We start from the raw sequence: 15,318 nt of genomic DNA on the forward strand, positions 1-15,318 counted from the left end.
CCTGTTCCTTACGAAAGATGCATGCGCGACGCGGTCTTTGGTCGCGTTGCGGAAGTACGACGAACGAAGGCGCGTTCGACACGACGGTGCCAGACGAGCCCGACGATGGCGACGAGCGTCAAAGGGACGATCTCGAACCACCAGAAGATGCGTGGGTTGCCCGCGAAGCAGGCGACGAAGATCGCCCATACCCGGACATTCGCGGTAAGCAAGGCCATGAAGCGCAACGGCGCGACGGCACGGGCACCGTAGAGCGTGCCAAGCGCGACCGGATCGCTCGACTGGCCGAGCGTGCGTTCGAAGGGCATGGCGATCCGGTCGATGCTGCCGGCGACCCCGTCATAGAAGCGGACAAGCGCGTTACCGGTCGGCACGGGAGGGGCTTCGAGCGCGACGCCCTTGATGCGACGATGGAAGCGCGACCGCTCGCCTTCGTACATGTTCGACTGCACCGCATGCGCACCGCCCGCGGCGAACGCCAGGACCCAGCCCTCGGGGGTGTTAATCGTCAGTGCCAGCGCGGTGTAGATCAGCGCGAAGACGCCGTGATCGCACAGCCCGTCGAGCATCCGCCCGAGCGGGCTCGCGGTCTTGGTCGCGCGCGCGACCATGCCGTCGAGTCCGTCGGCGATCAGCCAGCCGATCGACAGCACCAAACCGACCAGCGCGAGCGCCCAGCTATGCCACTGTGCATAGGCAAAAGCCGCAGCGCCGCCGAGGCAAAGCCCCGCCACCGACACCGCATTCGCCGAAATACCACGCGCAAGCGCGACCGGAAGCAGCGCGCGGCCCGCCGGATGAATCAGCCAAAGGTTAGATGGGATCTCGATCCGGCGATCGCGCGATCCATCCGGTGGAGCCACTGTCATAGGATTTTCATAATGCGCCGCGCGGGCGATTTATGCAAGGTAGTGCAACGAACCTTACGGAACGCTTGACCGCAATTCTTCGATCCAAGTGGTTGCGATCCCGTCCGAGGGCGCGCGCCAATCGCCGCGCGGCGACAATGCGCCGCCCGCCGAGACCTTCGGTCCGTTGGGCATCGCCGATCGTTTGAACTGGCTCGTCGTGAAGAACCGGGCCAGGAATTTCTCCAGCCAATGCCGGATCGTCGGCAGGTCGTAGGCGACGTGAGCGTCCGCCGGCAGGTCCTCCGGCCACGCGCCGACGCTCGCATCGCGCCACGCGTGCCAGGCGAGAAACGCGATCTTCGACGGCGCGAGTCCGTAGCGGATCACGTAATGCGCGAAGAAATCGTTCAGCGCATAGGGCCCGATCATCGACTCGGTGCTCTGCAACGCACCGTCCGCCCCCGCCGGAACGAGCTCCGGTGAAATCTCCTGCGCGAGGATCGTCGACAGGATCGCATCGGTCGCCGCGTCATACTGGTCGGTGCGGATACACCAGCGGATCAGGAACTGGATCAGCGTCTTCGGCACGCCGCTGTTCACCGCGTAATGGCTCATCTGGTCGCCGACGCCGTAGGTGCACCAGCCGAGCGCCATCTCGCTGAGATCGCCGGTGCCGAGCACGATCCCGCGGCGCTGGTTGGCGAGGCGGAAGAGATAGTCTGTCCGCAGGCCAGCCTGCACGTTCTCGAAGGTGATGTCGTAGACGGGCTCGCCTTCGCTGAACGGGTGGCCGATGTCCTGCAACATTCGCGTGGCGGCGGGGCGGATGTCGATCTCTTCCGCGGTGATGCCGAGCGCGCGCATCAGCGCCCACGCGTTTGCCTTGGTGCCTTCGCCGGTCGCGAAGCCGGGCATGGTGAATCCAAGAATGTTAGTCCGCGGGCGTCCAAGCCGATCCATCGCCTTGGCCGCAACGATCAGCGCGTGCGTCGAGTCGAGGCCGCCCGATACGCCGATCACGATCGTCTCGGCATGCGCGGAGACGAGGCGCTTCGACAGCGCCTCCACCTGGATGTTGAACGCCTCGTAGCAATCGTCGTCTCGACGTGCCGGATCGTTCGGGACGAACGGGAACCGGCGGATCGCGCGTTCGAGGCCGCTGTCGGCGAGCACCGGCGCGTGATCGAACGCGATCCGCCGGAAGCGCGTTTCCGGGTTACCGGCGAACACGGCCGCATCGTTGAAGGTGCCGGTCCGCAGGCGCTCCTGCGTGATCCGTTCGCAGTCGACGTCGGCAACGACCAGTTCGGGCTCCGTCGAGAACCGCGCCGACTCCGCCAGCTGTTCGCCGAGTTCGTGGATCAAGCCCTGACCATCCCAGGCGACTTCGGTGGTGCTCTCGCCTGGTCCCGCGGCGGAGTAGACATACGCACAGACCGCGCGGGCCGATTGCGCCGCCGCCAGCATTGCCCGATCGCGTGCCTTGCCGATGACGATGTTGGAGGCGGACAGGTTGCAGCATATCAGTGCCCCGGCCAGCGCGCCCGCGGTCGAGGGCGGGGTAGGGGCCCAGTAATCCTCGCAGATCTCGGTATGGAAGACGAAGCCGGGCAGGTCGCGCGCGGCGAAGATCAGGTCGGTCCCGAACGGCACCTCTTCGCCATTGAGGTCGATCGTCAGTCCGGTCATCCCGGCGCCACTCGCGAACCAGCGCTTTTCGTAGAACTCGCGGTAATTCGGCAGGAACGTCTTCGGGACCACGCCGAGCACGCGCCCGCGCGCGATCGCCAGCGCGCAGTTATACAGCCGCCCGTTCCGCACCAGCGCCGCGCCGACCAGCAGCACCGGCCGCATCTCGGTGCTGGCCGCCACCACGGTCGCGATCGCCGCCAGCGTCGCGCGTTGCTGCGCGGTCTGGAGATGCAGGTCGTCGATCGCATAGGACGTGAGGTTCAGTTCGGGGAACACCACGAGGTCGACGCCCCGCGCGTCGGCCTCCTTCGCCAACGCGATCGTCGCGTCTGCGTTGGCGGCGGTATCCCCCACCGACGCGCGCGGCGTGGCGGCGGCAACCCGGATCAGGCCGTGGCGATGGATCGCGAAGAACGGATGCGTCATACCCGTACCGATAAACGCCAAGCCCGCGTCACGCCACCGGCTTGCGTCGTCGGCGCGCAAAAGGAGTTGCAGGTGTGAACAATATCGTAGCCCTGGTCTCCGCATCGGTCTCGGCATCGCTGCTAACGATCGGCGCGGTCGCGATCGCGTCAGCCCAGACCAAACCGACCGCCGATCCGCCGACAGAGATCCCGAAGGTCGCGAGGGTAGGGGTGTGGCAACCGGGACTGGGCGGTACGCAGGTGCCGCTGTGGCCGAAGGATCTTGCGATCCTGAAGCCCGACACTGGCGATCACCCTGAGGAAACCGGCAACGGCTCGCCGCTCGTCGGGGGGCGGGCGTGGCATTGGGCAAGCTACGTCTCGCGACCGACCATGTCGGTCTATCGACCGAAACGGAAGACTGGCGGAGCGACGATCCTGGTCCCGCCGGGCGGCGGGTTTTCAGCGGTGGCGATCGATCTCGAAGGCACCGAAATCTGCGACTGGGTCGTCCGGCAGGGCATGACCTGCGTGATCCTGAAATATCGCGCACCCCAGGAATGGATCGTCGACAAGAAGACGGGCTTCGGTCGACGGCCCGAAATTCTGCTGGCCTTGCAGGATGCCCAGCGCGCGATCGGGCTGCTGCGCTATGGGGCGGCCGGCTACGGCATCGATCCGCACAAGATCGGCGTCATGGGGTTTTCCGCAGGCGCGTACGTGGCGGCCTCGCTGAGCAATGCCGAGCGACGGACCTATCCGACGGTCGATGCAGCCGACCGCGAGCCGTCGCGCCCCGACTTCGCCGTGCTGGCCTATACCGGGCGACTCTGGGATCGGAGCAACGCCAAGACCGATCTCGGGTTGGCGCCGTGGGTGACGATCAGCGCGAAGGCGCCACCGACGCTGCTGATCCATGCGATGAACGATCCGACCGACAATGTCCGGCATGCGATGGCGTATGCGCTCGCGTTGAACGAGGCCGGCGTACCGGTCGATCTGCGCCTCTATGCGAAGGGACGCCACGCTTTCGGCATGCGGCCGACGACGGACCCGGTCACCCGCGAATGGCCGGGGCAGGTATGGCAATGGTTGCAGGATCTCGGCATGCTGTGACGGGCGCGATACTGGAGATTCCGATCTCGACGGCCCCGGCCGCTCGCAGGCGCTTGCGGGGACATCGGTCGCAATCTACCCCCGTGTCGTCGTATTCGAAGGAACGCCTGTTGACCGTCAAATTGGTGATTGCCGCGCTGTTGTCCACCACGCTCACCGTTGCCGCTGCGACGGCGCAGGCGTTGCCCCCGCCCACCGCGCAAGCCGGCGAGAGCGCGGACGATGCGCGGCTCAAGCGGCTGTTCTACGACAGCGACGAGGCGAGCCTGAAGCGCAACCCGATCGAGGCGATTTTCCGCGGCGACCTGCGCTACGCCGACCGGCTCGGCGACTATCTGACCGACGCGTATCTCGCCGCCGAACGCGCGGCGATCGAGCATGATCTCGCCTCGTTGAAGGCGATCGACCGGACCAAGCTGACGCCGACCGACCAGATCGCCTACGACGTGTTCAAGACGCGTAACGAGACCGATCTCGCCGGCTACGCGCCCGCCATCCTCAAGGTCCAGCGCGACCTGCCGATCGACCATTTCGGCGGCTTCCAGACCTTCTATCCGGACTTCGCGTCGGGCAAGGGCGCGGCGCCGTTCAAGACGCTTGCGGACTATGACAACAACCTGAAGCGCAACGCACAATATGCGGTGGTGCTCGACCGTGCGATCGGACTGTTCCGCCAGGGCATGAAGGACAAGATCGTCCAGCCCAAGCTGGTCGTCACCAACATGATCCAGGAGTTCGACAATCTGATCGCGGAAGGCGTCGAGGGCTCGACCTTCTACGGCCCGGTAAAGACGTTCCCCGCGACGATCTCTGCCGCCGACCAGACGCGGTTGAAGGCAGCCTATGCGAAGCAGATCCGCGACGTCATCACGCCCGCGCACCAGCGGATGCGCGACTTCCTCGCCAAGACGTATCTGCCGGTCGCGCGCGATACGGTCGGGCTATCCGCGCTGCCCGGTGGCGATGCCTATTATGCCTATCTGATCCAGCAGCGCACCACGTTGCCGATGACCGCCGAGCAGGTCCACCAGCTCGGGCTGTCCGAGGTCACGCGGATCCTGAAGGGGATGGAGGCGCAGAAGCAGGCGGTCGGGTTCAAGGGCGATCTGCCCGCGTTCTTCACCTTCCTGCGCACCGACAAGCAGTTCCAGCCGAGTTCGGTCGCGCAGCTTCGCGACGGCTATCAGGCGATCGAGAAGCGCATCTATCAGCGGATTCCCGAGCAATTCTCGCTGACGCCGAAGACCGCGCTCGAAATCCGGCCGGTGCCCGCGTTCAAGGAGAAGACCGCGGCGGGTGGCTCGTACGAAGGCGGTACGCCCGACGGATCGCGGCCGGGCGTGTTCTACTACAACAGCTACGACCTGCCCTCGCGCTACATGTGGGAGATGGAGACGCTGTTCCTCCACGAGGGCGTGCCGGGGCATCATTTCCAGATCAGTCTCGCGCAGGAGAACACCGCTCTCCCCGCCTTCATGCGGTTCGGCGGCAACACCGCGTATGTCGAGGGCTGGGCGCTGTACGCCGAGAGCCTGTGGAAGGAGCTTGGCATGGAGACCGATCCGTACCAGCGGATGGGCGGGCTGAACGACGAGATGCTGCGCGCGATGCGGCTGGTGGTCGACAGCGGCATCCATGCCAAGGGTTGGACGCGTGACCAGGCGATCGCGTACATGCTCGCCAACTCACCGATGGCGCGGACCGATGCGACTGCCGAGGTCGAGCGCTACATCGCTATTCCGGGCCAGGCGCTAGCCTACAAGATCGGCCAGCTGACGATCGCGCGGACCAAGGCGAAGGCGCAGGCTGCGCTCGGCGTGAAGTTCGATCCGCGCGATTTCCACGCGCAGGTGCTCGATACCGGATCGCTGCCGATGCCGGTGCTCGAACGCAAGATCGACGCCTGGATCGCTGCTGGCGGCGGGGCGGCGAAGTGATCGCGCGCCTCGCCATCGCGCTGGCCGCAACCAGCCTGCTCGCCGCGCCGATTGCGGCGCAGGACAAGAAGGAGACCTCGACCGTCGAGAAGAAGGTCGACGACGAGGTCAAGTTCCCGGCGCTCCCCGCCGACAAGACGGTGCGCCAGTCCGCTTCGATCGGCGGCCGGTCGATTGCGTACGACGCGACGATCGGCACGATCTCGGTGCGCGACGACAAGGGTAAGAAGATCGGTCAGGTCGTCTACACGTCCTATGTCGCGACCGGTGGAGCCGCCAACCGCCCGGTGACGTTCGCGTTCAACGGCGGCCCCGGTGCATCGTCGGTCTATCTCAACCTCGGCGCGGTCGGACCCAAGCGCGTCCAGTTCGGCGCACAGGGCAATGCCCCGTCCGACGCGCCGGTCACGACCGACAACCCGAACAGCTGGCTCGACTTCACCGATCTCGTCTTCATCGATCCGGTCGGCACGGGGTTCAGCCGCAGCCTGGTCGACGAGGAGAAGACCAAGAAGGCGTTCTACGCCAACGATCCCGACATCAAATACCTGTCGAAGGTCGTCTACGACTGGCTGGTAAAAGCCGGCCGTTTGCGCTCGCCGAAATACGTGATGGGCGAAAGCTATGGCGGCTACCGCGCGCCGCGCATCGCCTACGAACTCCAGTCGCAGATCGGCGTCGGGGTCAACGGGATCGTCATGGTCTCGCCGTATCTCGATCCCGCCTCGGGCGACGGCGCGACGGCGTTGTCGCCGCTGCCGTGGATGATCGACCTGCCGTCGATGGCGGCGGCGCATCTCGAGCAACAGCATCAACTCACCCCCGCGGCGATGGTCGACGTCGAAGCGTACACGCGAGGGGCCTTCGCGACCGATCTGCTGCGCGGACGGACCGATCCGCAGGCGGTCTCGCGGCTCGTCACCAACGTCAGCCGGCTGACGGGGCTCGATCCGGCGCTGGTGCAGAAGATGGGCGGCCGTGTCGATTCCGCGACGTTCCTCCGAGAGATTCACCGCGCCGACGGGACGATCGGCAGCGTGTACGATTCGAACGTCACCGCGTTCGATCCGTTTCCGTGGTCCGCGCAGCGCCAGTCGAACGACCCGATCCTCGACGCGCTGATCGCGCCGACGACCAGCGCGATGGTCGACTTCGTCACCCGCGTCGTCGGCTGGAAGACCGACGCGCGCTACCACGCGCTGTCCTACGCGGTGAATTCGGCGTGGGATCGCGGCAAGCCCGACGACACGCCGGTCACCGATTTGCGGAAAGCGATCGCCAACGATCCCAAGATGGCGGTGATGATCGTGCATGGCTGGGACGACCTGTCCTGCCCGTTCTTCGCCTCGCGGCTGATCGTCGACCAGATGCCGAGCTTCGGCGCGACCGAGCGCGTGAAGCTCAACGTCTATCCGGGCGGGCACATGTTCTACAGCCGCGAGGACAGCGGCGCCGCATTCAAGCGCGACGCGCGCGCGATCTACGCGGGCAAGGCCGAGTAGAATCGGTCGCGATCACGGAGGATACGATTTTGACGATCACGATGTTCGGGATCAAGAACTGCGACACGATCAAGAAGGCGCGGACCTGGCTCGACGAGCACCAAGTTCCCTACGCGTTTCACGACTATAAGACGGCGGGAATCGACGCTGCGCATCTGCACGACTGGATCGACCGGGTCGGTTGGGAAGTGTTGCTCAACCGTGCGGGGACGACGTTTCGGAAGCTTTCCGAAGCCGACCGGACGGGTCTTGATGCGGCGAAGGCCACTGGGCTGATGCTGGCGCAACCGTCGATGATCAAGCGACCCGTGTTGGATACCGGCGAGACGCTGCTGGTCGGGTTCAAGCCCGAGGCGTATGAGGGGGCGGGGCTGGGGCGCGCTTGAAGGAGACGAGAATGCCTGTCGCTACATGGAACGGCCACGAGATCGCACGATCGGACGATACCGTCGTCGTCGAGGGCAATCATTACTTCCCCGCGGACAGCGTCGATCCGGCCTTGCTGGAGGACAGCACGACGCACTCGAACTGCCCGTGGAAGGGCGTGGCGAGCTACAAGACGCTTGTCATCGACGGGAAACGCAACGTCGATGCGGTCTGGTATTATCCCGAACCGAAGTCGGCGGCGGCGGAAATCAAGGACCGGTATGCGTTCTGGAAGGGCGTGACGGTCGGCTGATTCGCAGCTGCCGCCCCGCGCTTTGTTCTCCCGCGAAGGCGGGAGTCCAGGGTCAAGCAGGACGGCGTTGGCGGCTCCTGGACCCCCGCTTTCGCGGGGGAACGGGAGTGGGTCGGACCGATCCGGCGTCAGATCGCGCCCGAGAACGTATCGCACTGCTGCGGATCGCCGCTATCGAGCCCGCGCTTCAGCCACGACTGGCGCTGTGCCGACGTGCCGTGCGTGAAGCTGTCGGGTACCACGCGACCCTGCGTCTCCTTCTGCAGCGTATCGTCGCCGATCGCCTGCGCCGCGGTCATGCCCTCCTGGATATCGCCCGCTTCGAGCCGCGACTTGTTCGCCGCTGCCCATACCCCTGCATAGCAGTCCGCCTGAAGCTCGAGCCGCACCGACAGCGCATTGCCTTCGGTCTCGCTCGCCTGACGCTGCGCCTGCTGGACCTGCGCGTTGGTGCCGAGCAGCTTCTGGATGTGGTGACCGAACTCATGCGCGATCACGTAATCCTGCGCGAAGTCGCCCTGCGCGTGGAAGCGGTTGGCGAGTTCGGAAAAGAAGCTCGTGTCCAGATAGATGCCTTGGTCGGTCGGGCAATAGAACGGCCCCATCGCCGACTGCGCCGCGCCGCAACCCGAGCGACCGTTACCCGAATAGAAGACGAGCTTGGGCGCTTCGAATTTCTGGCCGTTCTTCTGGAAGATCGCCTCCCAGGTGTTGTCGGCCGAACTGAACGCGTTGCATGCCGCCTTGCTCTCGGGGGTCAGGTTGCAGCTTGACGCCGTGCTGGTCCCCGCGCGTGGTCCGCTCTGGGTGGTCGGCGCCGACGACTGCCCGCCGCCGAGCAGGCCGCCAAGCCCGCCCATGCCGCCGAACACCGCCATCAGGATCAGCACGACGACGATCCCGCCGCAGCCGAAACGGCTGCCGATCATCGGCAACAGCCCCATCAGCAGGCCGCCGCCACCGCCGCCAAAACCGCCACCGCCGCCGCCCGAGCCGCGCTGGTCCTCGACGTTGATGTTCGGATCGTAATCGTCGAGCCGCATGAATATGCCCCTTTTCGTTTCTGCTTGGGACCGAAATGCGCAAGGTGGCGCTAGGGTTGCACGGCCATCGTATCGGCCGAATGCGAGAAGCGAGGAGTGCGTATGTTCCTGAAGGGCAAGACCGCGGTCATCACCGGATCGACCTCGGGTATCGGGCTCGCCTACGCCAAGGCGTTTGCAGCCGAGGGCGCCGCGATCGTTCTCAACGGCTTCGGCGATGCGGATGCGATCGAGCGCGAGCGCGCGGCGTTGGCGCAGACCAGCGGTGCCCCGGCGCTGTACGATGCGGCGGACATGACCAGACCCGACGAGATCGCAGCGATGGTCGCGCGTGCTGCGGCGGAAACGGGCAGCGTCGATATCGTCGTCAACAACGCCGGTATCCAGCATGTCGCGGGGATTGCCGACTTCCCGGTCGACAAGTTCGACGCAATCATCGCGATCAACCTGTCCTCGGCGTGGCACATGATGCGCGCCGCGGTCCCGTTGATGCGCGCGAAGGGCTGGGGGCGGATCATCTCGACCGCGTCCGCGCATTCCCTGGTCGCGAGCCCGAACAAGTCGGCCTACGTCATGGCCAAGCACGCGATCGCCGGGCTCACCAAGACGATCGCGCTGGAGACCGCGACCGATGGCATCACCGTCAACTGCATCTCGCCGGGCTATGTCTGGACGCCGCTGGTCGAGAACCAGATCCCCGACACGATGGCGGCACGCGGGCTGACGCGCGATCAGGTGATGAACGACGTGCTGTTGGCGGCGCAACCGACCAAGGAGTTCGTCACGCCCGAACAGGTCGCGGCATTCGCACTGTTCCTGTGTCGCGACGAGGCGAAGGCGATCACCGGCGCGAACCTGTCGATGGATGGCGGCTGGACCGCGGCGTGAACGTTAGTCGCGGGGGCGTTCGAAAAACCATTGCCGTTCAAGGGGATGCGCGGGTAGCCTCGGTTAAGCCATGGGGACACCAGACGATGCGGACTTGGTTCGGAACTGCCTCGTGCGTGATGATCGCGGTCTGCGGGTCGACCGGTATCGGCGTGGGAACGGCGGGGGCCTCTCCGTCCCGCCCGAGCCTCGACTGGCGCCGGGTCGCCACCACCGCGGACCGCGCGCGGCTGCGGAGCTGGCGCGAAGCATGGGTCAACGCGCTCGCGCAGGTCGATCCCCGCGAAGTGACGGGCGATCCCGTCCTGTTCGATCCCGATCGTTCGTTGGTCGACCCGTTGCCACCCTCGGGCGCGTATCGGTGCCGGACCTACAAGCTCGGCGCGCGCGCGGGGATTGGTCCGACCTTTACGCGGTCAGGCTGGTTCGCCTGCCGGTTCGGCGCCAGCGATGATGATGGCGACGACTCCGACGACGATGGCGAGAGCGTGGTCAGCCTCGTCAAGCTCGACGGATCGCAGCGCCCGGTCGGCACGGTCTTCGCCGACACCGATTTTCGCGCCGTCTTTCTCGGGACTATGGAACTTGGCGATGAAAAGCGCCCGATGCGCTATGGTCGCGACGCCAACCGCGACATGGCTGGGCTGATCGAACGGATCGGCACGGAGCGCTGGCGCGTGGTGCTGCCCTATCCCCGGTTTGAATCGGTGCTCGACGTCGTCGAACTGGTGCCCGCCAGCTAGCGCGGGGCCGCCGGCCCCGTGGTTCGGTCTGACGTCCGCTAGCGACGCGTCGCAGTTCAGGCAGAGTTTGGGGTAGCGGTCGATACCGGCGCGAGTGTCGCGTTCTCGCGCTTTTCCGGCCGGATATAGATCGAGGAGAGCGTCGGCACCGCCGCACGTAATTCGGTTTCGATCGCCTCGATCAGCGTCTCGCCGTCGCCCATCGTCACCGAATCGTCGAAGTCGGCGCTGATCGCCGCGAAGATGCTCTCGGGCGCGGTGTGGATCGTGCGAACGTGGTTGACCGAGACGATCGCCGGATGCGCGGACACGATCTTGCGGATCGTCGCGATCACCGCCGGGTCGGCACGCTCGCCGATCAGCAAGCCCTTCGATTCGCGCGCGAGCAGTACCGCGACCAGCGCGAGGATCACCCCGATCGCGATCGAGGCGGCGCCGTCGATCCGCGGATCGTTGAATGCATGGCTCGCCCAGATACCGATCCCGGCGATGACGAGTCCCGCCAGTGCCGCGGAATCCTCGAACAGCACGATGAAGCCGGCCGGGTCCTTCGAGCGGTGGATCGTCTGCCACCAGCCCATGTCGCCCTTCGACTTGGAGAATTCGCGCACCGCAATCGTCCAGCTACTGCCCTCGAGCGCGAACGAGATCGCGAGGACGACGTAGTTGATGGTCGGGCTGGTAAGCGGTTCGGGCTGCCGGATATGCCGCCAGCCCTCGAAGATCGACACGCCCGCGCCGATCGCAAAGATCAGGATCGCGACGACGAACGCCCAGAAATACAGCTCGCGGCCATAGCCGAACGGGTGCGCTTCGTCGGCGGGGCGCTTGGCTTTTTTCTGACCGTAGAGCAGCAAGACCTGGTTGCCGCTGTCGACCACCGAGTGGAAGCCCTCGGTCAACATCGACGACGATCCGGTCATCCCGGCGGCGACGAATTTCGCCACGCCGATCCCGAGATTGGCGGCGAGGGCGCCGTAGAGGACGATGTCGTCCTTGATGCGAGCGGTCAGTGTCTTGGCCATCCCGCCGTCCTACACGAGGGGGCGGGGTTGGAAAGGGCGGCCTTCGCAACGGGATGCGTAGTCGAGCGTGAGATCGACAGTGCTCTGGTAGGCGGACGTACCCGGCATCCCCACTCCGTCATCCTGACGAAGGTCAGGATCCAGAGCCTCAAGCTCCAGCGCCCGTTACCCTGGATCCTGACTTTCGTCAGGATGACGGGCTTCGGGAGCGCACCGTCCTTCTAAACAGGAATACCCGCCGATGGACGAGCCATCGGCGGGATCCTTTCCTCCCCAGGAAACTGTGTGAAGCCGGTTTAGCCGAGCCGGCCGAGGCGGTGGTACAGCGCACTCATCCGCGTCAGCCGTTCGTCGTCGATCGAGGTCTTACTGATCATCTCGCCGAGCACTTCCTTCATCAGCGCGAAATCGTTGGTCGAGAAGACGGCGCGGGCGCGGGGTTGTTCGGTAGTCGTCTGCATGGCTTGCCTCCTTCGATGATCGTCTTGTCTCTCTCTTTACACCGATCGTGTGCCGAGAGAGGCGATGCACAGGCAATAGCGTTCGAGGTCGGTACGTTGGAAGACGGTCCCGCGCCGCCGCAACGTCGCGGTGTCCGCCCAGCTTGTGGGACACGTGTCGTTCTGTAAACATCGTGACAGGAGGGTTTGCGATGGCGGAACGGAAATTGCTGGCGGGGCATGCGATCCGTCGCTTGCGGCGCGGGGCGGGGCTCACACAGGCGGCGATGGCCGACATGCTCGCGATCAGCCCGAGCTATCTCAACCTCGTCGAGCGCAACCAGCGACCGATCTCCGCGACGCTGCTGATCAAGCTCGCCGAGAGCTTCGACTTCGATCCGCGATCGCTCGCGGCGGGCGAACCGGGAGGCGGTGCGGATGCGATCCGGCGACGGCTGGCCGACCCGATGTTCGCCGACCTCGAGATCGACCGCAACGAAGTCGAGGAATGGCTTGCTAGCGCCCCCGGCGGTGCGGCGGCATTCGCCCGCGTGTTCGACCGGATCGGCGGCGGCGCAGTGGTCGAAGCGGGCGACGATCCGGTCACGCTCGTCCGCCGCGAGATCGAGCGTTGGCGCAATCACTTCGCCGACCTCGACGCCGCGGCCGAAGCGCTGGCCGACGAATTGCGGCTCGGCGCAGGCGATCTCTACGGCGCGATCGCCGAGCGGTTGCGCGCCAAGCACGGCCTGACGATCCGCGTTCTGCCCGCCGACGTGCTGCCGGACACGCTCCGCCGCCTCGACCTGCACGCGCGCCAGTTGCAGTTAAGCGAGATGCTCGACCCCGCCTCGCGCACGTTCGCAGTCGCGTTCCAGCTCGGCCAGATCGAGGCGAAGGCGGAGATCGATGCGCTGGCGAAAGGCGCCGGGTTCACCGATCGTGCCGCGGAACGGCTCTATCGCCGCCACCTTCTCGGCTATTTCGCCGCCGCGCTGATGATGCCCTACGCCCGGTTCCTCCGTGGATGCGAGACGACGGGGTATGACATCGAACTGCTGCAGCGCCGGTTCGGCGCTGGCTTCGAACAGGTGGCGCACCGGCTGACGACGTTGCAACGGGTCGGCGCACGCGGCTTGCCCTTCTTCATGATCCGGATCGACCGCGCGGGGCAGGCATCGAAGCGCTATCCCGGCGCCAGCGGCGCGGCACTCGTCGAGGCCGACGGGCGCTGTCCGTTGTGGCGGCTGCATCATGCGTTCGACCGACCGGGCAGCCTGATGGTCCAGCTAGTCGAACTGGAGGACGGCGCGCGCTGGCTGACGATGGCGCGCACCGTGACGCCGCAGGGCAGCCGATTTGGCGCAGTGCACGCCGAGTTCGCCATCGGTCTCGGCGTCGCGGCGGCGCAGGCGGGTGTGCTAGCGGCGGCGAGCGGCTTCGATCTGGCGGGGAGGGCGATGCCGATCGGGCTCGGTTGCCGCGCCTGTTTCCGCAACGATTGCCCGCAGCGTTCGGTCGCGCCGGCCGGCCGTGCGCTGCTGATCAACGAACGAGAGCGGCGGACGTCCGCGCTGACGTTTGCGGGGGACTGAGGGGGGGGCGCCCTCTCGATCCTCCCCCGCCAGGGGGAGGTGTCGCCGAAGGTGACGGAGGGGGAGGACACAGCACAGAAGTTTGCGCATGCCGCCCCCTCCGTCTGGCAAGTGCCAGCCACCTCCCCCTGGCGGGGGAGGATTAAGGGTCAGGCGCCAGCGACCATCAGCGCGTCCAACTGGTCCTTTGACAATTCCAGCGTCATCGCTGGCAGCAGGTCCTCGACCTGCTTCACGCTGGTGGCGCTCGCAATCGGCGCGGTGACGCCCGGCTGCGCGATCAGCCACGCCAGCGCTACCTGCGCGTGGGTCGCGCCAGTAGCTTCGACGACCGAGTCCATCGCATCGAGTACAGCCTTGCCGGTACCTTCGAGCAACTCGCCCATCCGACCGCCGCGAACGCTCTGGCCCAGATCGTCCTTCGTCCGGTACTTGCCGGTGAGGAAGCCCGAGGCGAGCCCGTAATAGGGCAGCACGCCGATGTTCTCGGTGACGCAGTAATCCTGCAATTCGCCCTCGAACTTGGTGCGGCTGACGAGGTTATATTCGGGCTGGAGCACGTGATAGCGCGGCAGGTCCGACGTCTTGGCAGCCTCGACCGCGGACTTCAGGCGCGCGGCGTGGAAGTTCGACGCACCGATCACGCGGACTTTCCCCGCATCGACGAGCTTGCCGAACGCTTCGAGGACAGCCTCCTGCGTCTGTGAATCGTCGTCCTGGTGCGCATAATACAGGTCGATGCGATCGGTACCGAGGCGCTTCAGCGAGGCTTCGGCAGCTGCGGCGATGCGCGCAGGGGCAAGCTTCTCGCCGCCGTCGCCGGGGAGCATGCCGACCTTGGTCGCGATCAGGACGTCGTCGCGCTTGCCGCTCGCCTTCAGCCATTCGCCGATCATGCTCTCGGACTCGCCGCCCGTGTGGCCGTCGACCCAGGCAGAATAAACGTCGGCGGTATCGATCATCGTGCCGCCGCCCGCGACGAACGCATCGAGCACGGCGAAGCTGGCGGCGCGGTCGGCAGTCCAGCCGAACACGTTGCCGCCGAGGACAAGCGGGGCGATCTTCAGATCGGTCGAGCCGAGGCGGCGGAGAGTCATCGGGTCTGATCGCTTTGATTCGAGGGGAGTTCAGTATCTTCAGGAGCGGCGGCGACCGCGTTCAGATCGACGCTGTTCGCATCGAGCATCGCGGCGGCTTCGTTCAACTGGTGTGCTTCGTCGGCGGTGACCGCGCCGGGTTCGCTCGCAGGCGAGCAGGCCGCGAGCAAAGCGGGGAAAAGGGCCGCCGCCAAACCTAGCCCGTCATGCCAGCGAACGCTGGCATCTTTCCGTTTGGGTCGCTGGGACCCGAACAAGGAGATCCCAGCTTTCGCTGGGATGACGGGAGTGGGTGGGCGGCGG

At 66.1% G+C, this 15,318-nt stretch carries 15 protein-coding genes; 8 read left to right on the top strand and 7 right to left on the bottom strand.

Translation table 11 applies throughout. The annotated features are described in order from the left end of the window. Positions 1-8 precede the first annotated feature (8 nt). Positions 9-869 (bottom strand): CDP-alcohol phosphatidyltransferase family protein, encoded by an 861-nt coding sequence (locus C8J43_RS09420; protein WP_133030627.1) that lies wholly within the window; start codon positions 867-869, stop codon positions 9-11. Between the two features lie 54 nt (positions 870-923). Beyond that, positions 924-2,969, bottom strand: a complete 2,046-nt coding sequence (locus C8J43_RS09425) for an NAD(+) synthase (RefSeq protein WP_133030628.1) — start codon at positions 2,967-2,969, stop codon at positions 924-926. Positions 2,970-3,043: 74 nt separating this feature from the next. On the opposite strand from C8J43_RS09425, the gene C8J43_RS09430 reads away from it, so the two are divergent. The 5 genes from C8J43_RS09430 (at position 3,044) to C8J43_RS09450 (ending at position 8,184) form a co-directional block, all read left to right on the top strand. Beyond that, a complete protein-coding gene (locus C8J43_RS09430) occupies positions 3,044-4,066 on the top strand; it encodes an alpha/beta hydrolase (RefSeq protein WP_243645486.1) in 1,023 nt (340 codons plus the stop codon). A 110-nt stretch (positions 4,067-4,176) separates the two neighbouring features. After that, a complete protein-coding gene (locus C8J43_RS09435) occupies positions 4,177-6,003 on the top strand; it encodes a DUF885 domain-containing protein (RefSeq protein WP_243645487.1) in 1,827 nt (608 codons plus the stop codon). Beyond that, positions 6,000-7,505: a peptidase S10 gene (locus C8J43_RS09440; RefSeq protein ID WP_165899583.1), complete on the top strand. Its 1,506-nt coding sequence runs from the start codon at positions 6,000-6,002 to the stop codon at positions 7,503-7,505. The genes C8J43_RS09435 and C8J43_RS09440 overlap by 4 nt, the downstream gene beginning before the upstream one ends. Before the next feature lie 29 nt (positions 7,506-7,534). Continuing rightward, entirely contained in the window at positions 7,535-7,891 is a 357-nt protein-coding gene (locus C8J43_RS09445; protein ID WP_133030630.1) for an ArsC family reductase, read from the top strand. An 11-nt stretch (positions 7,892-7,902) separates the two neighbouring features. Beyond that, positions 7,903-8,184, top strand: coding sequence for a DUF427 domain-containing protein (locus C8J43_RS09450; RefSeq protein ID WP_133030631.1), 282 nt, complete (start codon positions 7,903-7,905; stop codon positions 8,182-8,184). Between the two features lie 128 nt (positions 8,185-8,312). Here the strand turns inward: C8J43_RS09450 and C8J43_RS09455 are convergent, their stop codons facing one another. After that, positions 8,313-9,227: a neutral zinc metallopeptidase gene (locus C8J43_RS09455; protein WP_133030632.1), complete on the bottom strand. Its 915-nt coding sequence runs from the start codon at positions 9,225-9,227 to the stop codon at positions 8,313-8,315. Positions 9,228-9,329: 102 nt separating this feature from the next. Between C8J43_RS09455 and C8J43_RS09460 the strand changes: the two genes are divergently transcribed. Both C8J43_RS09460 and C8J43_RS09465 read left to right on the top strand, forming a co-directional pair. Beyond that, positions 9,330-10,115 (top strand): 3-hydroxybutyrate dehydrogenase, encoded by a 786-nt coding sequence (locus tag C8J43_RS09460; RefSeq protein ID WP_133030833.1) that lies wholly within the window; start codon positions 9,330-9,332, stop codon positions 10,113-10,115. Positions 10,116-10,201: 86 nt separating this feature from the next. Beyond that, positions 10,202-10,858 (top strand): DUF4893 domain-containing protein, encoded by a 657-nt coding sequence (locus C8J43_RS09465; RefSeq protein WP_133030633.1) that lies wholly within the window; start codon positions 10,202-10,204, stop codon positions 10,856-10,858. A 56-nt stretch (positions 10,859-10,914) separates the two neighbouring features. Here C8J43_RS09465 and C8J43_RS09470 read toward each other — a convergent pair whose 3' ends face one another. Then, positions 10,915-11,883, bottom strand: coding sequence for a cation diffusion facilitator family transporter (locus C8J43_RS09470; RefSeq protein WP_133030634.1), 969 nt, complete (start codon positions 11,881-11,883; stop codon positions 10,915-10,917). A gap of 296 nt (positions 11,884-12,179) precedes the next feature. Then, positions 12,180-12,344, bottom strand: a complete 165-nt coding sequence (locus C8J43_RS21890) for a hypothetical protein (protein WP_164913371.1) — start codon at positions 12,342-12,344, stop codon at positions 12,180-12,182. A 191-nt stretch (positions 12,345-12,535) separates the two neighbouring features. On the opposite strand from C8J43_RS21890, the gene C8J43_RS09475 reads away from it, so the two are divergent. Next, positions 12,536-13,918 (top strand): short-chain fatty acyl-CoA regulator family protein, encoded by a 1,383-nt coding sequence (locus tag C8J43_RS09475; RefSeq protein ID WP_107963643.1) that lies wholly within the window; start codon positions 12,536-12,538, stop codon positions 13,916-13,918. 149 nt (positions 13,919-14,067) lie between these two features. Here the strand turns inward: C8J43_RS09475 and C8J43_RS09480 are convergent, their stop codons facing one another. Together C8J43_RS09480 and C8J43_RS09485 are read right to left on the bottom strand one after the other, a co-directional pair. Continuing rightward, entirely contained in the window at positions 14,068-15,015 is a 948-nt protein-coding gene (locus tag C8J43_RS09480) for an aldo/keto reductase (RefSeq protein WP_133030635.1), read from the bottom strand. Beyond that, entirely contained in the window at positions 15,012-15,209 is a 198-nt protein-coding gene (locus C8J43_RS09485) for a hypothetical protein (protein WP_133030636.1), read from the bottom strand. The genes C8J43_RS09480 and C8J43_RS09485 overlap by 4 nt, the downstream gene beginning before the upstream one ends. Positions 15,210-15,318: the final 109 nt, after the last annotated feature.

It is taken from the genome of Sphingomonas sp. PP-CE-1G-424 (assembly GCF_004341085.1).
Taxonomy (GTDB): Bacteria; Pseudomonadota; Alphaproteobacteria; order Sphingomonadales; family Sphingomonadaceae; genus Sphingomonas.